Below are 21,481 nucleotides of genomic sequence, written 5' to 3'. Positions count from 1 at the left end.
CCGGCTACACATGCCAGGTAGGTCGAATCGACGGCCCGCACCGCACTCCAACCGAGTAGGTCGGCCATGTCGCTCGCCTTCCGCGCCTCCTCCGACTCCCCCCTGGTCGTCTCCGTCGACGCGCACTACGCGCGCGTGACCCTGATCGGGGAGCTCGACCACTGCTCGGCCCACCTGCTGGCCGAGGCGCTGCCCGCGCTCGCGGCCGCGCCGCCCGGGGCCACCTGGACGGTGGACGCCGCCGCGGTCACCTTCTGCGACGGCGGCGGGCTGGCCGCCCTCGTCCGGGCCCGCGACCGCGCCGCCGCCGACGGCCGCCGCCTCGTGCTCACGCGGGCCAGCCGGGGCGTCCGCCGGCTCATCGAGGTGACGGGCACCGGCGACCTGCTGCCGGTGCTGCACCCGGTGCCCCCGGTCGCGGGGTGACCGCGCGGCGGTGACGGCAGCGGAGTCGCTGGGGAACGGAGACCGTTCCCCGGCGACTCCGCTCAAGCGTTGCGGGTGGCGGCGGCGGCCTCCAGGCCCAGCTCGCGCACCGAGACCTCGCGCATCTCGACCTTGCGGATCTTGCCCGTGACCGTCATCGGGAAGGCGTCGACGACCTTGACGTAGCGCGGGACCTTGTAGTGGGCCAGCCGGCCGGCGCAGAACTCGCGCAGCGCCTCGGCGGTGAGCGGCTCGGCGCCCTCGCGCAGCCGCACCCACGCCATGAGCTCCTCGCCGTAGCGCTCGTCGGGGACGCCGATCACCTGCGCGTCGACCACGTCGGGGTGGGTGTAGAGGAACTCCTCGATCTCCCGCGGGTACACGTTCTCCCCGCCCCGGATGACCATGTCCTTGATCCGGCCGACGATGTTGACGTAGCCCTCGCCGTCCATCACGGCGAGGTCGCCGGTGTGCATCCAGCGGGCGGCGTCGATGACCTCGGCGGTCTTCTCCGGCTCCTCCCAGTAGCCGAGCATCACCGAGTAGCCGCGGGTGCAGAACTCCCCCGGCGTCCCGCGCGGCACCGTCAGCCCCGTCTCGGGGTCGACGATCTTCACCTCCAGGTGCGGGTGCACCCGGCCCACGGTGGAGGTGCGCCGGTCCAGGTCGTCGTCCGCGCCGGTCTGCGTGGACACCGGCGAGGTCTCGGTCATGCCGTAGCAGATGGTCACCTCGGTCATGCCCATCTCGGCGACCACCCGCTTCATCACCTCCACCGGGCACGGCGAGCCGGCCATGATCCCGGTCCGCAGGGAGGACAGGTCGTACTCGCCGACGTCGGGCAGGGCGAGCTCGGCGATGAACATCGTGGGGACGCCGTACAGCGACGTGCAGCGCTCCTCCTGCACGGCCCGCAGGGTCGCGGCCGGGTCGAAGCCGGGGGCCGGGATCACCATCGTCGCGCCGTGGCTGGTGGCCGCGAGGTTGCCCATCCCCATGCCGAAGCAGTGGTAGTAGGGCACCGGGATGCAGATCCGGTCCGCCTGGGTGTAGCCGCAGCCCTCGCCGACGAAGAAGCCGTTGTTGAGCAGGTTGTGGTGGGTGAGCGTGGCGCCCTTCGGGAAGCCGGTCGTGCCGGACGTGTACTGGATGTTGATCGGGTCGTCGGCCGACAGCTCCGCCTCCCGGCGCGCCAGCAGCTCCCGGTCGCCGGCCCGCCCGGTCTCCAGCAGCCGCTCCCACGCCGGGTCGCCCAGGAAGACGACCTCGCGCAGGGCCGGGCAGTCGCCGCGGACCTCGCCGACCATCGCCCGGTAGTCGCTGGTCCTGAACTCCGGGGCGCTGACCAGCACGGAGATCCCGGCCTGGCGCAGCACGTAGGCCAGCTCGTGGGTGCGGTAGGCCGGGTTGATGTTCACCAGGATCGCGCCGAGCTTCGCCGTCGCGTACTGCACGAACGCCCACTCCGCGCAGTTGGGCGCCCAGATGCCGACCCGGTCGCCCTTCGCGACGCCGAGCGCGTCCAGGCCGAGGGCCACCGCCTCGACCTCGGCGGCGAACTCCGGGTAGCTGTAGCGCCGGCCGGTGGCGCACTCGACCAGCGCCTCGTGCTCCCCCACCCGCGCGACCGTGCGGTCGAGGTTCGCGCCGATCGTGTCGCCGAGCAGCGGCACGGTCGACGTCCCGCTGGCGTAGGAGGGCTGAGGCGGCTGGCTGCTGGTCATGGCGCGTCCTCCGCGGACGACGACGACGGGGTGACCGGGCCACCCTCCACCCGGAGCGGGGCACGTCACCACCTACGGACGGGGGGACCGGGAAGCGGACGGCCGCGCGGGCGGTTGCCCCCGACAACGACACTCGCCCCTAGTCCGGGCGATCCCGCTCGCCCCCGGTCGGGGTGCCGAGCCGAACGAGAGGTCCCCGCACCATGTCGCCGTCCCAGCCCCTGCCGCTGTCCGTCCTCGACCTGGCCCCGATCGCGCCCGGGCAGACCGCCGGCGAGAGCATCGCGGCCAGCGTCGCCCTCGCCCGCGCCGCCGAGGAGCACGGGTTCCGGCGGGTCTGGTACGCCGAGCACCACAACATGCCGACCATCGCCTCCTCGGCGACCAGCGTGCTGATCAGCCACGTCGGCGCGCACACGCGCACCATCCGGCTCGGCGCCGGCGGCGTGATGCTGCCCAACCACTCGCCGCTGACGATCGCCGAGCAGTTCGGCACGCTCGAGGCGATGTACCCGGGCCGGATCGACCTCGGCCTGGGCCGCGCGCCGGGCAGCGACCAGAACACGATGTACGCGCTGCGCCGCGACGCCCACTCGGCCGACCGCTTCCCGCAGGACGTGCTGGAGCTGCAGGGCTACCTCGCCGGCGAGACCCGGGTGCCGGGCGTGGACGCCGTCCCCGGCAAGGGCTCCCGGGTGCCGCTGTACGTGCTGGGCTCCTCGATGTTCGGCGCCACGCTGGCGGCCGCCCTCGGCCTGCCGTACGCCTTCGCCTCGCACTTCGCCCCCCAGCTGCTGGAGAAGGCGGTCGCGGCCTACCGCAGCGAGTTCCGGCCCTCGGCGGAGCTGGCGCAGCCGTACGTGATCGCCGGGGTGAACGTGGTCGCCGCCGACAGCACCGACGCCGCCCGCGCCGACCTCGAGCAGGTGCGCCGCCGGCTGGCCGTCGGGCTGTTCGGCCGCGGCCGCGAGCTGACCGACGCCGAGGCCGACCTGCTGCTGGACGGCGGCGCCGGGGTGCACGTCGACGGGATGCTCACCCACACCGCGGTGGGGACGGCCGCCGAGGTGCGCGAGCAGCTGACCGCCTTCCGCGCGCTCGCCGACGCCGACGAGCTGATCGTGGCCTTCCAGGCGCCCCGCCCCGAGGCCCGGCTGCGCGCCGTCGAGCTGACCGCCGCGGCGATGGAGTCGGTCGCCGCGTGAGCCCCGCTCCCGGCCGGGGCCACGGGACGTCGGGGTGAGGCGTCGCGCCGGTGCCGGGAGGATGCGGCGGTGAGTGTCGAGACCGCCCTGCTCCTCGTCCTCGCCGCGATCGCGGTGACCGTCGCCGTCCACCGGGTGGCGGAGCGGACCGGCCTGCCCGCGGCGGCCCTGCTCACCCTGCTGGGGATCGCCTACGCGTACCTGCCGGGGCCGAACGTGGAGCTGGACCCGCACGTGGTGCTGACCCTCGTCCTGCCGCCGCTGCTCTACAGCGCGGCGCTGGACTCCTCGCTGCTCGCGATCCGCAAGAACCTGCGCACGGTAGTCAGCCTGTCGGTCCTGCTGGTGATCGCGACGGCGGTGCTCATCGGCATCGGGTTCGGCCTGTTCGTCGCCGGGGCCACCGTCGCCGCCGGGATCGCGCTGGGAGCCGCCGTCGCCCCGCCGGACCCGGTGGCCGCGCTGGCCGTCGGCCGGCGGGTCGGCCTGCCGCCGCGACTGCTCACCCTGATCCAGGGCGAGGGGCTGCTCAACGACGCCACCGCGCTCACGCTGCTCACCGTCGCGGTCGCCGCGGCGCAGGGCGACGGCTTCTCCACCCCAGCCGCGCTGGGCCAGTTCGCCCTCGCCGCGGCCGGCGGCGTCGTCGCCGGCCTGGCAGTGGCCTACGGCGTCCGGCCGCTGCGCCGGCTGCGGCGCGACCCGCTGTCGTCGAACGCGGTGTCGCTGGCCACGCCGTTCGTGGCCTACCTGCTCGCCGAGGCGGTGCACGTGTCGGGCGTGCTCGCCGTCGTCGTCGCCGGGCTGGTGATCGGGCACAACGCGCCCTACTGGCAGTCGGGCGCGACCCGGCTGCAGACCCGGGCGGTGTGGCGGCTGGTGGACTACCTGCTCGAGGGCGTCGTCTTCCTGCTGATCGGCCTGCAGCTGCCCTCGGTCATCGAGAACCTCAGCGACTACGCCGTCTCCACGATCGTGATCGCCGTGTCGATCACGATCGGCGTGATGCTGCTGCTGCGGCCGCTGTGGATGCTGCTCACCGAGTCGATGCCGGCCTGGATGCACGCCCGGCTCGGCGGACAGGACACCGGGGACGGCGAGGGCGCCGCGGACGCGCCGCCGGTCACGGGCCGGTCGGCGACGGCGTTCGGCGGGCGGCACCGCACCGGGCGGCTGTCCGGCCGCGAGATCGTCGTGCTCAGCTGGGCCGGCACCCGCGGGGTCATCAGCCTCGCCGCGATCTTCACCCTGCCGCTGACCACGGACGCCGGCGAGCCGTTCCCCGACCGCGACCTGCTGCTGTTCTGCGCCTTCGTCGCCGTGCTGGTCACCCTCGTCGGGCAGGGGCTCACCTTCGCGCCGCTGGTCCGCACGCTGCGGGTGCGGGCGAACTCGGCCGAGGAGGCGCGGCTGCGCAACGAGGCCCGCGCCGCCGCCGTCCGGGCGGGGCTGGCGCGGCTGGAGGAGCTGGACGCCGAGCAGCACACCGACCTGGAGGACAAGGCCATCGACACCCTGCGGCTGTCGCTGCAGACCCGGCTGGACCGCTACGAGCGCCGGCTGTCGCTGCTGCAGTTCGCCGAGGGCGGCGAGATCCCCGTGTCCCCGGAGTACGAGGCGGCGCTGCGGGTCCGGCGGGCCGTGCTCGACGCCGAGCGGGAGGAGCTGCTGCGCTGGCGCGACGTCGGCCGGCTGCCCGACGAGAGCCTGCGGACCCTGCAGCGCGAGCTCGACCACGCCGAGGGCCTGCTGCCCTCCCGCCCGGCCTGACCGCGCCGGCGGACGCGGCGGCCGCGCCCGCCCTCGCTACGGGAGCCGCTCGGCCAGGTGGACGGTCACGGTCTCCCCGGCGCCCTTGCCGATCGCCCGGCGGACGTCGGCCCTGAGCGGCAGCTTGTGCGTGCCGTCACCCAGGGCCATGAACGAGGCCTGGAAGGGGTGCCCGTCGACGGTGCCGCGGACGCGGACCAGGCCGCGGGTGCCGAAGAACTCCGCGGAGCCGGGCATCTGCACGTAGGTCCAGCCGCCCGTCGCCGGGCTGTGTACCAGCGGCGCGGTGAACTCCACGTCGACCGGACCCGGCCGGTGCGCGGTGGTGCCGTCCATGTCCCCTCCGGACGCCGGGCGGCGCGTGCGGACGGCCCGGCGTCAGGAGTGACCGCCGGGCCGGCCGGAACTCATCGCCGGCGCGGAGCGGTGCGGCCCTGCCCGCCCGCGGGTCCAGCCGTCCGGCTGACCGTGGAGCCGCGTCACGGCGCGGCTCCACGGTCGGCGACGCGGCTCGACCCCGGTGCCGGGCTCACTCCCGTGCGAGCACCTCGTCCAGGCGCTCGTAGCCCTCGCGGACGCCGATCTCCATGCCGCTGGCCACGAAGGCGTCGCGGCCCTCGAAGGAGTCGACCAGCGAGGTGGCGGTCAGCCGGCACCGGCCGCCGGGCAGCTCCTCGAGGACGAGCTTCTCCAGGGCCACGCCGTCCGGCACGCCCTCGTAGGTGAACGTCTGCACGATCAGCTCGTCGGGCCGCACCTCGTGGAAGCAGCCGTGGAAGCCGTACTCCTCGCCGCCCTGGGTGTGCACGTACCGGTAGGAGCCGCCGGTCCGGCAGTCCCAGTGGTCGACGCGCATCTCCAGGCCGCGCGGCCCGTTCCACAGGCGCACCAGCTCGGGGTCGGTGTGGGCCCGGAAGACCTTGGCGGGCGGCGCGTCGAACTCGCGGGTGATGCGGACCATCGGGACGTCGGGGTCGGCGACGATCTGCGTCTCGTGCGCGGTGCCGGTGCTCATGGCCGTGCTCCTCCATCGGTGGGGTGGGTGGGGGCGTCGGCGTCCGGCAGGGACGCCAGGACGTCGTCGAGACGGCGGTAGCGCTCCTCCGCGGCGCGCCGGTAGCGCTCGAGCCACTTGGTCATGAGGTCGAACACCTCCGCCTCCAGGTGCACCGGCCGGCGCTGCGCCGACCGGCTCCGGCTCACCAGCCCCGCGTCCTCCAGCACGCGCACGTGCTTGGAGACGGCCTGCAGGCTGATGTCGTACGGCGCCGCCAGCTCGTTGACCGTCGCGTCCCCGAGCGTCAGCCGCGCCACCATGTCCCGGCGGGTGGGGTCGGCCAGGGCCGCGAACACCCGGGAGAGCGGGTCCGCCGCCATGTCGGCCTCCTCGTTGCTCAACCAACCGGTTGAGGAAGAGGCTAGGAAGCCGTTCCCGCGTTGTCAACCCCTTGGTTGAGTACGCCGGGGCCTTCCCGGCGCGCCGCCCCCGGGTCGACCATGCGGCATGAGCAGCACGCTCCCCCGGCCGGCCGGACCGCCGGCCCCCTCGGCCGGCCCCCGCGCCGGCTCGCGCACCGCCGAGCAGGTCGCCCTCGCCGAGGCGGTCACGGCCCACAACTACTCCCCGCTGCCGGTGGTCGTGGCGCGGGCCGAGGGCGCCTGGGTGACCGACGTCGACGGCCGCCGCTACCTGGACTGCCTGGCCGGCTACTCGGCGCTGAACTTCGGCCACCGCCACCCGGCGCTGGTGGCCGCCGCGCGGGAGCAGCTGGAGCGGGTCACCCTCACCAGCCGCGCCTTCGGCAACGACCGGCTCGGCCCGTTCGCCCGTGACCTCGCCGCCCTGGCCGGCATGGACCTGGTGCTGCCCATGAACACCGGCGCCGAGGCGGTGGAGACGGCGGTCAAGGTGGCCCGCCGCTGGGGCTACCGGGTGCGCGGCGTGCCGGCCGGCCGGGCCCGCATCGTGGTGGCCGCGGGCAACTTCCACGGCCGGACGACGACGATCGTCGGGTTCTCCACCGACCCGGTCGCCCGCGACGACTTCGGCCCGTTCACCCCCGGCTTCGACGTCGTCCCCTACGGCGACGCGGCCGCGCTGCGGGCGGCGCTCACCCCCGACACGGTCGCGGTGCTGCTCGAGCCCGTGCAGGGCGAGGCCGGGGTGGTCGTGCCGCCGCCCGGCTACCTGCCCGCGGTCCGGGCGGCCTGCGACGAGGCCGGCGTGCTGTTCGTCGCCGACGAGATCCAGTCCGGCCTCGGCCGCACCGGCAGCACCTTCGCCTGCGACCTCGAGGGCGTGACCCCGGACGTGTACGTGCTGGGCAAGGCGCTCGGCGGCGGCATCCTGCCGGTGTCGGCCGTCGTGTCGCGGGCCGACGTCCTCGGGGTGGTCACCCCCGGCAGCCACGGCTCCACGTTCGGCGGCAACCCGCTCGCCTGCGCGGTCGGGCACGCGGTGGTGCGGCTGCTGGAGACCGGCGAGTACCAGGCGCGGGCGCGCGAGCTCGGGGCGCGGCTGGCCGCGCGCCTGCAGGAACTCGTCGGCGCCGGAGTCACCGCGGTGCGCAGCCGCGGCCTGTGGGCCGGCGTCGACGTCGACCCGGGCCTGATGACCGGCGCCGAGGCCTGCCGGCGGCTGGCCGCCCGCGGCGTGCTCACCAAGGACACCCACGGCTCGACCATCCGGCTGGCGCCGCCGCTGGTCGTCACCGCCGAGGAGGTGGACTGGGCGGTCGACCAGCTGGCCGCCGTCCTGGGCGCGGCTGGTCAGACGGCCGGCAGCAGCCCCGAGTAGATCCGCAGGGCGTTGCCGCCGAGCACCAGCGGGACGACGTCCTCGGGGATGTCCAGCGCCGCCACCGCCCGGGCGTTGGCCGCCTGGCCGGGGACGCCGGGCCAGTCGGTGCCGTAGACGAACTTGCGGGCCAGCCGGGCCAGGTCGAACCGGCTGTAGTACTCGGGCAGCCGCTTGGGCGGCAGCCCGGACAGCTCGATCCAGACGTTGGGCCGGGAGACGGCGAGGAACGCCGCGGCGTCGTACCACCAGCCGCGCCCGCCGTGCGCGAGCACGACCTGCAGGTCGGGGAAGTCGCGCAGCACCGGGTCGAGCAGCACCGGGTCGGCGAACTGGTTGGTCGACCCGGGGAAGGTGCTGGTGCCGCAGTGCACCACCAGCGGCACGCCGCGCTCGACCAGCACCGCGTAGGCGGGGTACATCATCGCGTCGTCGGCCCGGAAGCCGCCGTGCACCGGGTGGATCTTCAGCGCCGCCGCGCCCAGGTCCAGCTGCCGGGTCAGCTCCCGGCCGATCGGGTGGTGCAGGTGCGGGTTGACGTTGGCCACCGGCCGGAACCGGCGCGGGTTGTGCTCGACCAGCGGCAGCAGGTCGTCGAAGTGCTGGTAGCCGGTCGCCTTGGGGCTGTACTCGCAGAACAGCAGGGCGACGTCGACGCCCTGCTCGCCCATGTGCTCGTCGAGCGAAGCCGGGTCGGGCGTGCCGTCGGGCCGCCAGATCTCCTCGAGGATCCCCGGCCGGCCGAACTGCCGGGCCCAGTCGATCCAGGCCGGGGCGAGGCTGCCGAGGTGCGGGACGTGGACGTGGGCGTCCACCAGGACGTGACCGTCGAGCACGGGAGCCGACCGTACGCCGCGGTCAGATCCACCGCGGCAGGGCGGGCAGCGGGCCGTCGGCCCGCAGCTCCTCCCCCGCCGTGCGGCCGGTGACCCAGCCGGTGACCGCCGGCAGCGAGCCGGCGACGGCCGGGCCGCCGCTGCCCCACTCGCGGTCGCCGGCGAACACGGTGACCTCCGGCAGGGTGCCCTTGCGCGCCCAGGTGGTGAACACCTCGTCGACCAGCGCGGCCAGGACGTCGGCCGGGACGTCGGCGAACCCCACGCCGGCGTCGAGGTCGACCGCGTGCACCCACACCTCGCGGGCGCGGATCCAGAGCACCTCGGTCGCCGGGACGGTCCGGCCCTGGAACGTGCGGACGTCGGCCGCCCACGCCTGCTCCGGCATGCCGGTGACCGCGTCGGCCAGCCGCCGGGTGGACCCCAGCAGCTCCTCCTCCAGCTGCGCCGGGGGCAGCGCCGCGCGCCGGGCGATCTCGGCGTCGCGGGCCTCCGGCGAGGCGTACATCGGCGTCTCGACGCCGGTGCGGGCCCAGGTCAGCAGGTTGGTCAACGCGTCGGCGTTGCCGGCGATGTGGGCGAGCACGTGGGCGCGGTCCCAGTCCGGCAGCAGCGAGGGGCCGGCGTACTCCTCGGGCACCAGCCGGCCCAGCGCGGTGCCGACGGCCCGCTCGCCGTCCACCCACCGCCGCCGGGCGGCCGCGTCGGGGGCGCTCACTTCTCCGCCACGCAGGTGTTGCGGCACTCGCCGAGCCCGGCGATCGCCGTGGTGAGCACCGAGCCGGGGGCGAGGTAGCGCGGCGGCTTCCGCGCGTGCCCGACGCCGCCCGGGGTGCCCAGCGCGATCACGTCGCCGGGGCGCAGGGTGAGCACCGTCGAGACGTAGGCGATGGTCGCGGCGGCGCCGAACACGAGGTCGGCGGTGTTCGCGGACTGCACGACCTCGCCGTCGACGGCGCAGGTCAGCTCCAGCCCCTCGCCGGCCTCGTCGGGGGTGACCAGCTCGGGGCCGAACGGGGTGGTGGCCTCGAACGTCTTGCCCTGCAGCCACTGCAGCGTGCGGTACTGCCAGTCGCGGGCGGTGACGTCGTTGAGCACGGAGTAGCCGGCGATCGCCGCCGCCGCGGCGGCCTCGTCGGCGTGCCGCACGGTCGCCCCGACGACGACGGCGAGCTCGCCCTCCCAGTCCACGGCCTCCGAGGCAGCGGGGAGCACGACGTCGTCGTGCGCGCCGATCAGCGCCTCGGCGTACTTGGCGAACAGCGTCGGGAACTCGGGGGTCTCCCGGCCCATCTCGGCGATGTGGGCGCCGTAGTTGACCCCGACGCAGAGGATCTTCCCCGGCCGCGGGACCACGGGCGCGTGGTCCAGGCCCTCCTTCGGGTGGGCCGGGCCGTCGGCGGCCTCGGCGACCGCCCGCCAGCCGGGGTCGGCCAGCAGCTCGCCGACGTCGGTGTGGCCGGTCTCGACGGCGCGGTCGGCGTCGACGCGGACGGCGCGCGTCCCGCTCGCGGTGCGGATGGTGGCCAGGCGCATCAGGCGCTCGCTTCCGTGCGGAGGAGGGACAGCTTCTCGAAGACCGGGGCGTCGGAGAAGGTGAACAGGTCGAGGTCGCCCTCGGCGGACAGGGAGAACTCGGTCCACGACGGGACGGCGAGGACGTCGCCGTGCTCGAGCGCCGCCGTCGTCCCGTCCATCGTCACCGTGCCGCCGCCGGAGAAGACCTGCCAGACCGACGAGGCGGTGGTGCGGGTGCGCCGCGTGGTCGCGCCGGCCGCCAGCCGGTGCATCTCGGTGCGCATCGTGGTCAGCGCGTCCCCGCCCGTGGTCGGGTTGGTGAAGCGCACCGCGGCGTGGCCGGGCTCGACCAGCGTGCCGGGGACGCCGTCGGCGGCGAGCTCGAGCTGGGCGGCCAGCGCGGCGTCGGTGTGCGCCCAGCGGTAGGCCATCAGCGGGGAGTGCGGCTGCGGGCCGGCGGCCGCGACCGGGGTCAGGCCCGGGCCGCCCCACAGCCGCTCGGAGGCCGAGCGCTCCGGCGTCCGCCGGTCCCGGACCACGTCCGGGCCGAACTCGAAGAACCCCTGGTCGGTCTGCGCGACGAGCGGGATGTCGAGGCCGTCGAGCCAGGCCATCGGGGTGTCGGAGACGTTCTGGTGGCCGTGGAAGCGCCAGCCGGGGGTGAGCAGCAGGTCGCCGCGGCGCATGGCCACCGGGTCGCCGTCGACGACGGTCCACACGCCCTCGCCCTCGAGCACGAACCGGAACGCCGACTGGGAGTGCCGGTGCTCGGGCGCGTCCTCCCGCGGCGCCAGGTACTGGATGGCGGCCCACAGCGTCGGGGTCGTGTACGGGTCCCCGGGCAGGCCGGGGTTGCCCAGGCTGATCGCCCGGCGCTCGCCGCCGCGGCCGACCGGCACCAGCTCGGCGCTGCGGGCCGCGAGCGGGTACAGCTGCGCCCAGCGCCACAGGTGCGGCACCGCCCGCGGGGACGGCGCGTGCGGCATGAGGTCCGCGCGGGTCGTCCACAGCGGGGTCATGCCGACGGCGGCGAGGTCGCGGTAGAGCTCGGCCAGCCGGGCCTGGTGCTCCGGGCTGTCGAAGTCGGCGGGGCTCTTCTGGACGGCGGTCATCCGGCGCTCCTCCCGGCGAGCCGCGCGGCGAGGTCCTCGCGCAGCGCCTTCTTGTCGATCTTCCCGACCTTGGTGGTGGCCAGCTCGGCGACGACCTCGAGCCGCTCGGGCCAGGTGAACCGGGCGACGCCGGCGGCGGCGAAGGCGGCGCGGACGCGGTCCAGGTCGGGGGTCGCCCCCGGTGCGGGGACGACGTAGACGCAGACCCGCTCCCCCAGCTCCGGGTCCGGCATCGCGACCGCGGCCACCTGCGCCACCTCCGGCAGCGTGTAGACGACGTTCTCCACCGCCTCGGCGCTGATCTTCTCGCCGCCGCGGTTGATCATGTCCTTGTCGCGGCCCTCCACGACGAGGTTGCCGTCCGGCCGGCGGCGGACGACGTCGCCGCTGCGGTACCAGCCGTCGGCGGTGAACGCGCGGGCGTTCTGCTCCGGCGCCCGGTAGTAGCCCCGCGGGGTGTACGGCCCCCGGGTGAGCAGCGCGCCGGGGACGCCGTCGGGCAGGTCCCGGTCCTCGTCGTCGACGATGCGCACCTCGTCTCCCTCGCTCATCGGCCGGCCCTGCGTGGTGCAGACGACGTCCTCGGGGTCGTCGAGGCGGGTGTAGTTGAGCAGCCCCTCGGCCATCCCGAAGACCTGCTGCAGGGTGGCGCCGAGCACCGGCCGCACCCGGCGGGCGACCTCGTCGGCCAGCCGCGCGCCGCCGACCTGGAGCACCTCGAGCGAGGCGAGCTGCGCCGCACCGGCCTCGGCGGCGTGCGCCAGCCAGCGCTGGGCCACGGCGGGGACGGCGGCGGTGACCGTCACCCCCTCGGCGGCGATCGCGGCGAAGGCCCGCTCCGGCTCCGGCGAGCCGAGCACCACGACCCGACCCCCGGCCAGCAGCGCGCCGAGGATCCCCGGGCAGGCCAGCGGGAAGTTGTGCGACGCCGGCAGCGCGACGAGGTAGACGGTGCCGGGGCCGAAGCCGCAGACCGCCGCGGACTGCCGGGCGTTGTAGGAGTAGTCGTCGTGGGTGCGGGCGATGAGCTTGGGCAGCCCCGTCGTCCCGCCCGAGAGCAGGAACACCGCGACCGAGCGGCTGCCGGGCTGGTCGGCGTCCCAACGGGCCCGCTCGGCCGCGGCGTCGGCCGGCGGCGCGCACATCGCGGTCAGCCCGGTGCTGCCGGGCCGGACCTCGTCGCCGGCGACGAGCACGTGCCGCAGCGTCGCCGAGCCGGCGACCAGGTCGGCCGCCATCGCCTGGTGGTCGAAGCCGCGCAGCGTGCCGGGCACGGCGATCGCGGCGGCCTCCCCGTGCGCGGCGAGGTGGGCGAGCTCGGCCTGCCGGTGGGCGGGCAGCGCCATGACCGGCACGATCCCCGCCCGCAGGCAGGCGAGGGTGAGGACGACGAACTCCCAGCAGTTGGGCAGCTGGACCACCACCCGGTCCTCGCGGCGCAGGCCGAGGTCGTCGACCAGCCGGGAGGCGAGCGCGTCGGCCCGCGCCATGAGCTCGCCGGAGGTCAGCCGGACGTCGCCGTCGACCAGCGCGACCTCGTCGGGGCGGGTGTCGGCGACCGCGTACAGGTCCGCGCCCAGCGAGCGCCCGCGCCACCAGCCGCGCCGGGTGTACTCGCGGGCGAGCTCCTCCGGCCACGGGACGGTGCCCGCGGCGATCGGGGTGGCGGTGGTGGGCTCCATGTCAGCGTGCCTCCTCGACGAGCGTGACGACGGCGTCGAGGGCGAGCAACCCGTCGGCGGTCACCCGGAGCGGGTTGACCTCCACCGCCTCGACCTCCGGGTGGGCGGCGAGCAGGTCGCCCAGCGCCGCCAGCACCGCCCCGAGCGCCGCGCGGTCGGCGACCGGGCCGCCGCGGAAGCCGTCGAGCAGCGCGCGGCCGGCCAGCTCGTCGGCGAGCCCGGCCGCGGCCGTCGCGTCCAGCGGCGCCGGGGCGACGGCGACGTCGGCCAGCGCCTCGGCGACCACGCCGCCGAGGCCGAGCAGCACGGTGGGCCCGAACACCGGGTCGCGGGTGGCGCCGGCGATGAGGTCGACGCCGGGCGCGGCCATCGACTCGACGAGGAACCGGGTCGCGCCCGCGGCCGCCAGCGCGTCCAGCGCCGCGTCGAGGCCGGCGGCGTCGTGGACGCCGAGGACGACCCCGCCGACGTCGCTCTTGTGCGTCACCGCGGCGTCGAGGAGCTTGACCGCCACCGGCCCGGGCAGCTGCGCCAGCGCCGCGTGGGCGGCGGCGCGGTCGGCGCACGCGCGCCGCGGCGGGCAGGGGACGCCGCGGCCGGCGAGCAGCGTCTTGGCCTCGTCCTCGTCGAGGTCCCGGTCGAGGCGGCCGGTCGCCGGCCCGACGTCGACGGCGTCCCGGCGCGCCGCGCGGCCGCGGGCGTCGTCCACCAGCGCGGTCACCGCGGCCGTGAGCCCGGCGGGGCTGGTCAGGGCGGGCACGCCGAGCCCGCGCAGCGCGCGGCGCTGCGGCTCCACCTGCTCCGCCGGGCCGCCGACGCCGACCACGAGCGGCCCGGCCCCCGCCGCCCGGACGGCCGCGGGCAGGTCCAGGGCGTCGGGCTCGGCCAGGGCGTAGGCGCTGACCAGGCCGACCGCCGGGTCGGCGGCGACGGCGGCGAGGACGTCGGCGAAGCCGGTCCCGGGGCGGCCGGTGTCGACCGGGTTGGCCTGGAAGGTCAGCGGCGGCAGCAGCCCGGCCAGCCGCTCGCGGGTGGCGTCGGCCAGCGGCGGGACGGCGACCCCGCGCCCGCGCAGGCCGTCGACGTGCAGCAGGCCCGGCCCGGCCTGCGCGGTGACCACGCCGACGCCGGGGTCGGCGGCCGGCGCCAGCCGCAGCGCCGAGAGCGCGGTGACCGCGTCGACCAGCTGCCGCTCGTCGTCGACCAGCACCGCCCCGGCGGCGCGGAGCGCGGCGCGGGTGGTGCGCCAGGAGGTGGCCAGCGCGCCGGTGTGCGAGCGGGCGAACTCGGCGACGTCGGCGCGGCCGACGACCAGCGCGGCCACCGGCACCCGGGCGGTGGCGGCCCGGACGGCGGCGACCAGGGCCGGGCCGTCGGTCACCGACTCGACGTGCAGCGCGACCGCCCGGGTGGCCGGGTCGGCGGCCAGGTGGGTCAGCACGTCGGCGGCGGTGACGTCGACCGCGTTGCCGAGCCCCACGGCCAGGGAGACCCCGAGGCCCGCCTCGGCCAGCAGGAAGGCCAGCGCGTGGTTGACCCCGCCGCTGGCCGCGACCACGGCGACGGGCCCGGGGCCGACCGCGGCCGCGCCGGGCACGAAGGAGGCGGTCAGCGAGCGGCCGGGCGCCAGGAACCCGGAGGTGTTCGGCCCGAGCAGGGCGACACCGGCGTCGGCGGCCGCGGCGGCCAGGTCGGCCTGGTGGCCGACGCCCGGCCCGCCGGCCTCGGCGTACCCGCCGGAGCAGACCAGCGCGGCGCGGACCCCGCCCGCGGCGGCGTCGGCCAGGGCCCGCGCGGAGACGGCGGCGGGCACGCACAGCACCGCCAGGTCGATCGGGCCGGCGCCGGCCGCGGCGTCGGCCACCGAGGCGTAGCGCCCGGCGGCGGGGTCGACGTCGCGGGCGTTGACCCCGGCGACCGGGCCGGGGAACCGGGCCAGCGACCGGGCCATGACCGCGCCGAGCTTGGCCGGGTCGCGGGAGGCCCCGACCACCGCGATCCCGCGCGGCGCGAACAGCGGCGCCAGCCGGTCGGTGTCACCAGGCATGGGAAGCAACACCCCCCATCCCGGTCGCCAGGACGTGGGCATCGCTTCCTGTGCCTCGCACTGTCGGGGTCACTCCGCGGCCACCAGGTCGGCGCGCCCGGAGAGGACGGCGGTCAGCCGGACGTCGGGGTCGGCGTCCTCGACCAGCAGCGCGGGCACCCGGTGCTCCAGGCGGGCGGCCTCGCACAGCAGCCGCCGGGTCAGCGGCGTGCCGCCGGACACCGCGACCAGCGCCGCCCCGGCCGCGGCCCCCTCGGCCACCGCCGCCAGCGCGCCGGCCATCCCGGCCTCGTCGTCCGGCGCGGCGACCGCCAGCCCCCACGGGCCCGGTCCGGCCGGCGGGCCGTCCCGCAGGGGCACCGCCCCGCCCGGCAGGTCCACCGCGCCGGGCCGGACGCCGACGACCCGCCCGGGGAGCCGGCGGCCGGCCACCTCGATCGGGCTCTCCAGCGGCGGCGCGCCGTGCTCGGCCTCCCAGGCGCGGTGCACGCCGTCGACGAAGCCGGCGTCGCGGCGGCGCAGCTTGGCGTCGGGCAGGCTGCGGGTGAAGAAGTGGTAGGCGAACTGCCAGGGGGGCATCGCGTCGTGGGTGCGGCCGAAGTGCTCCCACCAGGAGAGGCTGGGCCGCGCCGAGTCCTGGATCTTCGCGACCTGCGGGCGGCGCGCCTCCGCGTAGTCGGCGAGCGCGGCGTCGACGGCGTCGGGCGAGCCGCCGGGGTGGGCGTCCAGCGCGGCCACCAGGGCGATCGCGTCCTCCATCGCCATCTTCGTGCCGGAGCCGACGGAGAAGTGCGCGGTGTGGGCGGCGTCGCCGAGCAACGCGATGCCGGTGCCGCCGACCCGGTGGGTCCAGCGGGCGGTGCGCAGCGTCCGGAAGTTGGCCCACCGCGAGTTGTTGACCAGCAGCGGGGCGCCGTCGATCGCGTCGGCGAAGAGGTCCTGCAGGTAGTCGCGGGTGCGCTCGTCGCTGGGCCCCGGCGGCTGGGTGACGTCGAAGCCGTCGAGGCCGGCGGCCCGCCAGGAGGCCTCGTCGGTCTCGACGATGAAGGTCGAGACGCCGGTGCCGATCGGGTAGCCGTGCACGGCGAACACCCCGTGCGGGCCGCGCTCGTGCACGAACGTCAGCCCGTCGAACGGGTAGGTGGTCCCGAGCCAGACGAACTTCGCCGTCGCCGTCTCCACGGACGCCCCGAAGACCTCCGGGAACCGGCCGCGCAGCCGCGAGTTCGCGCCGTCGGCGGCGACCACGAGGTCGTAGCCGGCCGCGAGCAGCGCGTCGGGGTCGGCCTCGGTGGAGAAGCGGACGTCGACGCCGGCGCCGATCGCCCGCTCCTGCAGCAGCCGCAGCAGCGTGCGGCGCTCGACCGCGGCCATGCCGTTGCCGCCGCAGGACAGCCGCTGCCCGTGCAGCCGGACCTCGATGGGGTCCCAGTGCACGCCGTGCTCGGTGAGCGCGGTCCGCAGCACCGGGTCGGCGGCGTGGATCCCCGCCAGCGTCGCGTCGGAGAAGACGACCCCGAACCCGAAGGTGTCCTCCGCCCGGTTGCGCTCGAACACCGTGACCTCGCGGGAGGGGTCCGAGCTGCGGGCGAGGGCGGCGGCGAAGAGGCCGCCCGGGCCGCCGCCGAGCACCGCGATCCGCATTCGCTCCCCCTCCGGACGCCGGTCGGACGTGGCAACGTGTGTCATCCGCTTGACGGACGTCTTGATGTTGGCACACATTGGGGCGGTCGCGACAGGGTCCCGGGCGGGGAGGAGGCGGATCGGTCGTGAAGCCGCGCGCGGTCGTCTTCGACCTCTTCGGCGACCACCTGCGCTACTGCGGCGGCGCGGTGCGCATGCAGGCGCTGGCCGAGCTGCTCGGCCTCTTCGGCATCGGCGAGAGCACCGCGCGCGTCGTGCTGTCCCGGATGCGCCGGGAGGGGTGGTTCGCCACCCGCCGCGAGGGCCGGCAGACGGTCTACGAGCTGACCGAGCGGAGCTGGCGGCTGCTCGACGAGGGCCGCGACCGGATCCTCGACCGCGGGCACGCGCGGTGGGACGGCGAGTGGCGGATGGTGCTCTACGCCGTCCCGGAGGCCGAGCGCGCCGAGCGGGAGCGGGTGCGGCGGGCGCTGTCCTGGCTGGGCTTCGGCCCGCTGGCCCCGTCGGTCTGGCTGAGCCCGCACCCCCGGCTGCCGGCCGCCGAGGAGGCGCTGGCCGGCACCTCGGCCACCCGGGTGGAGCTGCTCACCGCCCGCAGCGCCGGCCGCGAGGCCGACCGCCGGATGGCGGCCCGCTGCTGGGACCTGGACACCCTGGGCCGCGACTACGCCGAGCTGGTCGCCGAGCTCGAGCAGCTGCCCCCGGCGGCCGGGCTGGCCGCGCTGCCCGGCCCGGAGGCGCTGCGCCGGAGGATCGCGCTGATCTCTGCCTACCGGCGCTTCCCGTTCCGCGATCCGGACCTGCCCGCCGAGCTGCTGCCCGAGGGCTGGCCCGGCGGCCGCGCGCACGCACTGTTCCTCGGCGCGCACCAGGCGCTGGAGGCCCCCGCCGACCGGTACGTCCGCGAGGTGCTCGCCCGGCACGCTCCCTGACCCACCGCCGCGCACGGTGCGCGGCCGGCCCCCGACGAGGAGGAACGGACATGGCGGACTTCGTCCTGCAGCACGGCGCCTGGCACGGCGGGTGGTCCTGGCAGCCGGTGGCCGCCCGCCTACGCGCCGCCGGGCACCGGGTCAGCACGGTCACCAGCCCGGGGCTCGGGGTCGACGACGACCCCCGCGGGGTCACCCTGGCCGACTGCGTCGACGCGCTGGTCGCGCACGTGGAGGCGACCGACCGCCGCGACGTCACGCTGGTCGGGCACAGCTGGGGCGGCTACGTCGTCGCCGGCGCCGCGCCGCGGCTGGCCGACCGGCTGGCCGGCGTCGTGTTCTGGAGCGCGTTCGTCCCGGAGGCCGGCCGCTCGCTGTACGACGAGGTGCCGCCGGCCTACCAGGAGCTGTTCGACTCGCTGGCGGCCGCCTCGGACGACGACACGGTCGCCCTGCCGCTGGAGGTCTTCCAGAGCGGCTTCATGAACGACGCCGACCCCGCCACCGCCGCCGTCGTCCACTCGGTGCTGCGCCCGCAGCCCTACCGGACCTTCACCGACGAGCCGGTGGACGGCGACGCCTACCGCGGGCTCGGCGTCCCGCTGCACTACGTCTACTCGACCGAGGACGTGGCGCTGCCGCCGGGCGAGCACGCCTGGACGCCGCGCTTCCCCGACCGCTGCGGCGCGACGCCGGTGACGGTGCCGGGCAGCCACGAGTCGGTCTTCACCCGGCCCGCCGAGCTGGCCGAGGGGCTCCTGCGCGCGGTGTCCGCGGGCTGACCGCGCCCGGCCGGGCGCCCAGCAGGTGCCCAGCGGATGACAGCCGGGCCCGCCCACAGCACGATGAGAGCTGGATCACACACCGACGAGGAGCGTCATGACCGACCGACCGGGCGTGCCCGCCCGCGAGCTGTCCGACGAGGAGCTGGAGCGCCAGGGGGTGCACGCGCACGCGATGCGGCACTGGGTCTTCCTGCACGGCACCGCCGACCAGTTCCGCACGCACACCGAGCGCATGCTCGAGCTCGAGCAGGAGTACCTGCGCCGGCACCCCCAGCGCACGTGGCAGGGCTCCGGCGGCAGCGCGGACACGCCCTCGCGCGACGACCGAATCCGCGACCTGGTGCAGACGTTCTCGCGGGCGATCACGGCGCTGCTCGACGAGGAGCCTGCCGCCGCCGCCCCGGCGCCGCGGCGCGACCCGGTGGAGGCCCAGGCGAGGCTGCTGCAGCGGTTCGCCGAGGCGCCCGGCGGCCGGCTGGACAAGCTGGAGGCGCACCAGATCGCCCGGCAGCTCGCGCCCGACAGCCACCTGGTGGCCCGGCTGTACCGGCAGGAGCCGCCGCTGCTGCAGGCCGAGAAGGACGCCCGGATCATCACCGAGGCGGGGCGCGCCTGGCTGGCCGCGCACCCGGTGCCCGCCTAGGGCGGACGACGCGGTGGCGCGGTCAGCCCTCGCGGGCGAGCTCCGTCCACGCCGTCTGGGCGCGCGACGCCCAGGCGGCGTGCCGCTCGCGGAAGACCTCCGCGGCGCGGTTGCCGCTCCACCGCGGCGGCAGCAGCTCCCGCGGCAGGCCGGGGTCCAGCAGCGGGAAGCGCCGCCACTCCTGCACGAGCCGCACCTGCGCGACCAGCGCCTGCCGGTCGGTCCGCGGCCGGCGGCGGCCCACCAGCTCCAGGAAGTCCTCGTAGCGACCCTCGATGTCGTCGAGGTCCCAGGCGGCGCGGGCCAGCGAGCGCTCGTCGCCCACCCGCCCCGCCCCGGCGACGAAGGTCCAGCTGCCGGCGAGCAGCCCCAGCTCCTCCAGCGCCTCCCGCACCTCGGCCTCCCGGCCGGTCCACGGGGTGACCCAGGTGCCCGGCGCCGGGGAGCCGAGACCGGCCCAGCCCAGCTGGGTGCGCAGCCGCTGGCGCAGCGCCCGGTTGTTCTCCGGGACGCCGACCAGGGCCACCAGCCAGCGGCCGTCCCACTGCCGCTCGTCGGTGGCGAAGCCGTAGATGCGCTCGCTGCCCTCGCGCAGCAGCCGGGTGCCGGCCGCGGTCAGCGACCAGCGGGTCTCCCGGCCGACGCGCGAGGCGGCGATCCACCCGGAGTCCGCCGTCCGCATGATCGCCTGGCGGGCGGCCTTCTCGGCGACGTCCAGCTCGCCGAGGAGCTCGATCAGCGTCGCCGTCCAGACCGGGCGGCCGGCGGGCAGCACGAACTCGCCGAGCACCGTCAGGAGCAGGCTGCGGGCGCTGGCGGCGCCCAGCTCCTGGCGGCGCGTCACGAACGGCCCGTCGACTGCCTCCACGTCGCCCATCGTGGCATCCCCACCCCCCGCGCCCGCGTCCCCCGGACGGGGGCCGCGGGCGTCGGCAACGAGTCGATAACGGTGCACCAGGTCGGACTGTGGCGCTTGACACAGCTTGGTGTGCTCTACAGCATTCCTCAAGACAGGCGTGCAGCTGTAGCACGTCGCGCACCTCTCGCGGAGACCATCATGGCCTTGCCGGACCTGTCCCGTCGTCAACTGCTCGGTGTCGCGGGGGTGGGGGTCGGCGGCCTCGCCCTGAGCGCCTGCGGCGGCGGCAGCCTGGGCGACGACGACGGCGGCGACGGCGGCGGCGGGGGCGGGGGCGGCACGATCCGCGTCGGCCTCGTCATCCCGCAGGCCGGGGTCTACACGCCGCTGGGCGTCGACATGAAGAACGGCTGGGACCTCTGGCTGGAGCAGAACGACGGCCGGATGGGCGACTGGACGGTCGAGACCGTCACCGCCGACGAGGGCGAGGGCCCCGACACCGGCGTCCCGGCGATCCAGCAGCTCATCGGCGACGTCGACGTCGTCGTCGGCATCGTCAACTCCGCCACCGCGCTCGGCGTGGTGGAGCAGTTCACCGAGGAGGAGAAGCTCCTCCTCATCAGCAACGCCGGGGCGGTGGCCATCACCGGCGACGCGCGGTCGGACTACGTCTGGCGGGTGTCGTTCACCAACGCCCAGAACTCCTACGCGATGGGCGAGTACCTGGCCGGCCAGAACGTGGGCTCGGTCTTCATCATGGCGCCGGACTACGCGGCCGGTCAGGAGAACGTCACGGCCTTCACCGAGGCGTTCGAGGCCGGTGGCGGCACCGTCGCCGGCTCCGCGCTCTCCCCGTTCGGGACCACGCAGGACTTCCAGCCGTTCCTGCAGCGCGCCCAGTCCTCCGGCGCGGCCGCGGTCTTTTGCTTCTACTCCGGCGGGGAGGCCGTCAGCTTCGTCAACCAGTACGCCGACTTCGGGCTCAAGGACTCCATCCCGCTCTACGGCTCGGGGTTCCTCACCGAGGGCAGCGTGCTCGAGGGCCAGGGCCCGAACGCCGTGGGCATCCAGACGACGCTGCAGTACTCGACCGAGATCGACAACGAGGCCAACCAGACGTTCGTCGAGGCCTACCAGGCGGCCTACGACGTGCTGCCGACGGTGTTCGCCATGTCCACGTTCGACGCGGCGAACGTGCTGAACAAGGCGCTCGCCGAGGCCGGCGCGACCGACGGCCCGGCGCTGATCGAGGCCCTCGGGGGCCTCGGCAGCATCGACGACAGCCCCCGCGGGCCGTGGGAGTTCGAGGACCAGAACCCGAACCAGACCATCTACCTGCGCGAGGTCGTCGACGAGGGCGGCACGCTGATCAACTCCGTGGTCGAGGAGCTCGGGCAGTACGGCACCGTCTGACCCAGCGTCCGGGCGGGGCGAGCGCCCCGCCACAGGCACCCCGTCCGGGGCCGGGTCCCGACCCGGCCCCGGACGGCCGTAACCGGGA

Annotated in this window: 20 protein-coding genes; 8 read left to right on the top strand and 12 right to left on the bottom strand. The window is 76.2% G+C overall.

Annotation, left to right across the window (positions count from 1 at the left end):
* Positions 1–66: 66 nt before the first annotated feature.
* Entirely contained in the window at positions 67–426 is a 360-nt protein-coding gene (locus tag ACI79F_RS08930) for an STAS domain-containing protein (RefSeq protein ID WP_456545942.1), read from the top strand.
* Between the two features lie 62 nt (positions 427–488).
* Here the strand turns inward: ACI79F_RS08930 and ACI79F_RS08925 are convergent, their stop codons facing one another.
* Entirely contained in the window at positions 489–2,150 is a 1,662-nt protein-coding gene (locus tag ACI79F_RS08925; protein ID WP_456545943.1) for an AMP-binding protein, read from the bottom strand.
* Between the two features lie 203 nt (positions 2,151–2,353).
* Here ACI79F_RS08925 and ACI79F_RS08920 point away from each other — a divergent pair, with 203 nt between their 5' ends.
* Positions 2,354–3,355, top strand: coding sequence for an LLM class flavin-dependent oxidoreductase (locus ACI79F_RS08920; protein WP_456545944.1), 1,002 nt, complete (start codon positions 2,354–2,356; stop codon positions 3,353–3,355).
* Between the two features lie 69 nt (positions 3,356–3,424).
* Complete coding sequence (locus ACI79F_RS08915; protein WP_456545945.1) at positions 3,425–5,125, top strand: cation:proton antiporter; 1,701 nt, start codon at positions 3,425–3,427, stop codon at positions 5,123–5,125.
* Positions 5,126–5,161: 36 nt separating this feature from the next.
* Here the strand turns inward: ACI79F_RS08915 and ACI79F_RS08910 are convergent, their stop codons facing one another.
* The 3 genes from ACI79F_RS08910 to ACI79F_RS08900 form a co-directional block, all read right to left on the bottom strand.
* A complete protein-coding gene (locus tag ACI79F_RS08910; RefSeq protein ID WP_456545946.1) occupies positions 5,162–5,461 on the bottom strand; it encodes a DUF1905 domain-containing protein in 300 nt (99 codons plus the stop codon).
* 193 nt (positions 5,462–5,654) lie between these two features.
* Entirely contained in the window at positions 5,655–6,140 is a 486-nt protein-coding gene (locus ACI79F_RS08905) for an SRPBCC family protein (RefSeq protein ID WP_456545947.1), read from the bottom strand.
* Positions 6,137–6,502 (bottom strand): ArsR/SmtB family transcription factor, encoded by a 366-nt coding sequence (locus ACI79F_RS08900; RefSeq protein ID WP_456545948.1) that lies wholly within the window; start codon positions 6,500–6,502, stop codon positions 6,137–6,139. Before ACI79F_RS08900 ends, ACI79F_RS08905 begins: the two co-directional genes overlap by 4 nt.
* A 127-nt stretch (positions 6,503–6,629) precedes the next feature.
* Here ACI79F_RS08900 and rocD point away from each other — a divergent pair, with 127 nt between their 5' ends.
* Positions 6,630–7,922, top strand: coding sequence for an ornithine--oxo-acid transaminase (rocD, locus tag ACI79F_RS08895; protein WP_456545949.1), 1,293 nt, complete (start codon positions 6,630–6,632; stop codon positions 7,920–7,922).
* Here rocD and ACI79F_RS08890 read toward each other — a convergent pair.
* From ACI79F_RS08890 to ACI79F_RS08860, 7 genes are all read right to left on the bottom strand, one after another.
* A complete protein-coding gene (locus ACI79F_RS08890) occupies positions 7,895–8,758 on the bottom strand; it encodes an amidohydrolase family protein (RefSeq protein WP_456545950.1) in 864 nt (287 codons plus the stop codon). The two genes, rocD and ACI79F_RS08890, sit on opposite strands and share 28 nt — an antisense overlap.
* A gap of 22 nt (positions 8,759–8,780) precedes the next feature.
* Positions 8,781–9,476 carry a maleylpyruvate isomerase family mycothiol-dependent enzyme gene (locus ACI79F_RS08885; RefSeq protein WP_456545951.1) on the bottom strand — a complete coding sequence of 232 codons (696 nt, stop codon included), beginning with the start codon at positions 9,474–9,476 and terminating at the stop codon, positions 8,781–8,783.
* On the bottom strand, positions 9,473–10,294 hold the full coding sequence (locus ACI79F_RS08880) for a fumarylacetoacetate hydrolase family protein (RefSeq protein WP_456545952.1): 822 nt from the start codon (positions 10,292–10,294) through the stop codon (positions 9,473–9,475). Before ACI79F_RS08880 ends, ACI79F_RS08885 begins: the two co-directional genes overlap by 4 nt.
* On the bottom strand, positions 10,294–11,388 hold the full coding sequence (locus ACI79F_RS08875) for a cupin domain-containing protein (protein WP_456545953.1): 1,095 nt from the start codon (positions 11,386–11,388) through the stop codon (positions 10,294–10,296). Before ACI79F_RS08875 ends, ACI79F_RS08880 begins: the two co-directional genes overlap by 1 nt.
* Positions 11,385–13,070 (bottom strand): (2,3-dihydroxybenzoyl)adenylate synthase, encoded by a 1,686-nt coding sequence (locus ACI79F_RS08870; protein ID WP_456545954.1) that lies wholly within the window; start codon positions 13,068–13,070, stop codon positions 11,385–11,387. Before ACI79F_RS08870 ends, ACI79F_RS08875 begins: the two co-directional genes overlap by 4 nt.
* A 1-nt stretch (position 13,071) precedes the next feature.
* Positions 13,072–15,117 carry an acetate--CoA ligase family protein gene (locus ACI79F_RS08865; RefSeq protein ID WP_456545955.1) on the bottom strand — a complete coding sequence of 682 codons (2,046 nt, stop codon included), beginning with the start codon at positions 15,115–15,117 and terminating at the stop codon, positions 13,072–13,074.
* A 69-nt stretch (positions 15,118–15,186) separates the two neighbouring features.
* Positions 15,187–16,761, bottom strand: a complete 1,575-nt coding sequence (locus ACI79F_RS08860; RefSeq protein WP_456545956.1) for an FAD-dependent monooxygenase — start codon at positions 16,759–16,761, stop codon at positions 15,187–15,189.
* Positions 16,762–16,886: 125 nt separating this feature from the next.
* Here ACI79F_RS08860 and ACI79F_RS08855 point away from each other — a divergent pair, with 125 nt between their 5' ends.
* From ACI79F_RS08855 to ACI79F_RS08845, 3 genes are all read left to right on the top strand, one after another.
* The gene (locus tag ACI79F_RS08855) at positions 16,887–17,693 is read left to right on the top strand and encodes a PaaX family transcriptional regulator (protein WP_456545957.1); all 807 of its coding nucleotides are present in this window, start codon (positions 16,887–16,889) and stop codon (positions 17,691–17,693) included.
* Between the two features lie 50 nt (positions 17,694–17,743).
* Positions 17,744–18,475, top strand: coding sequence for an alpha/beta fold hydrolase (locus tag ACI79F_RS08850; RefSeq protein WP_456545958.1), 732 nt, complete (start codon positions 17,744–17,746; stop codon positions 18,473–18,475).
* A 97-nt stretch (positions 18,476–18,572) separates the two neighbouring features.
* Positions 18,573–19,121, top strand: a complete 549-nt coding sequence (locus ACI79F_RS08845; protein WP_456545959.1) for a DUF6158 family protein — start codon at positions 18,573–18,575, stop codon at positions 19,119–19,121.
* Between the two features lie 22 nt (positions 19,122–19,143).
* Here ACI79F_RS08845 and ACI79F_RS08840 read toward each other — a convergent pair whose 3' ends face one another.
* Positions 19,144–19,998, bottom strand: coding sequence for a PaaX family transcriptional regulator (locus tag ACI79F_RS08840; protein WP_456578896.1), 855 nt, complete (start codon positions 19,996–19,998; stop codon positions 19,144–19,146).
* 180 nt (positions 19,999–20,178) lie between these two features.
* Between ACI79F_RS08840 and ACI79F_RS08835 the strand changes: the two genes are divergently transcribed.
* The gene (locus ACI79F_RS08835) at positions 20,179–21,393 is read left to right on the top strand and encodes an ABC transporter substrate-binding protein (RefSeq protein WP_456545961.1); all 1,215 of its coding nucleotides are present in this window, start codon (positions 20,179–20,181) and stop codon (positions 21,391–21,393) included.
* Positions 21,394–21,481: the final 88 nt, after the last annotated feature.

The organism is Blastococcus sp. SYSU D00868, assembly GCF_054050575.1.
This window is presented reverse-complemented; position numbering and strand designations above follow the sequence as displayed.

What these genes read in the sequence shown, in the direction of transcription:
- ACI79F_RS08845 (WP_456545959.1), top strand. Translation starts at nt 18,573, where the DNA reads ATGACCGACCGACCGGGCGTGCCCGCCCGCGAGCTGTCCGACGAGGAG.
- ACI79F_RS08910 (WP_456545946.1), bottom strand. Translation starts at nt 5,461, where the DNA reads ATGGACGGCACCACCGCGCACCGGCCGGGTCCGGTCGACGTGGAGTTC.
- ACI79F_RS08880 (WP_456545952.1), bottom strand. Translation starts at nt 10,294, where the DNA reads ATGCGCCTGGCCACCATCCGCACCGCGAGCGGGACGCGCGCCGTCCGC.
- ACI79F_RS08905 (WP_456545947.1), bottom strand. Translation starts at nt 6,140, where the DNA reads ATGAGCACCGGCACCGCGCACGAGACGCAGATCGTCGCCGACCCCGAC.
- ACI79F_RS08920 (WP_456545944.1), top strand. Translation starts at nt 2,354, where the DNA reads ATGTCGCCGTCCCAGCCCCTGCCGCTGTCCGTCCTCGACCTGGCCCCG.
- ACI79F_RS08875 (WP_456545953.1), bottom strand. Translation starts at nt 11,388, where the DNA reads ATGACCGCCGTCCAGAAGAGCCCCGCCGACTTCGACAGCCCGGAGCAC.
- ACI79F_RS08930 (WP_456545942.1), top strand. Translation starts at nt 67, where the DNA reads ATGTCGCTCGCCTTCCGCGCCTCCTCCGACTCCCCCCTGGTCGTCTCC.
- ACI79F_RS08900 (WP_456545948.1), bottom strand. Translation starts at nt 6,502, where the DNA reads ATGGCGGCGGACCCGCTCTCCCGGGTGTTCGCGGCCCTGGCCGACCCC.
- ACI79F_RS08840 (WP_456578896.1), bottom strand. Translation starts at nt 19,998, where the DNA reads ATGGGCGACGTGGAGGCAGTCGACGGGCCGTTCGTGACGCGCCGCCAG.
- ACI79F_RS08925 (WP_456545943.1), bottom strand. Translation starts at nt 2,150, where the DNA reads ATGACCAGCAGCCAGCCGCCTCAGCCCTCCTACGCCAGCGGGACGTCG.
- ACI79F_RS08860 (WP_456545956.1), bottom strand. Translation starts at nt 16,761, where the DNA reads ATGCGGATCGCGGTGCTCGGCGGCGGCCCGGGCGGCCTCTTCGCCGCC.
- ACI79F_RS08835 (WP_456545961.1), top strand. Translation starts at nt 20,179, where the DNA reads ATGGCCTTGCCGGACCTGTCCCGTCGTCAACTGCTCGGTGTCGCGGGG.
- rocD (WP_456545949.1), top strand. Translation starts at nt 6,630, where the DNA reads ATGAGCAGCACGCTCCCCCGGCCGGCCGGACCGCCGGCCCCCTCGGCC.
- ACI79F_RS08850 (WP_456545958.1), top strand. Translation starts at nt 17,744, where the DNA reads ATGGCGGACTTCGTCCTGCAGCACGGCGCCTGGCACGGCGGGTGGTCC.
- ACI79F_RS08870 (WP_456545954.1), bottom strand. Translation starts at nt 13,070, where the DNA reads ATGGAGCCCACCACCGCCACCCCGATCGCCGCGGGCACCGTCCCGTGG.
- ACI79F_RS08865 (WP_456545955.1), bottom strand. Translation starts at nt 15,117, where the DNA reads ATGCCTGGTGACACCGACCGGCTGGCGCCGCTGTTCGCGCCGCGCGGG.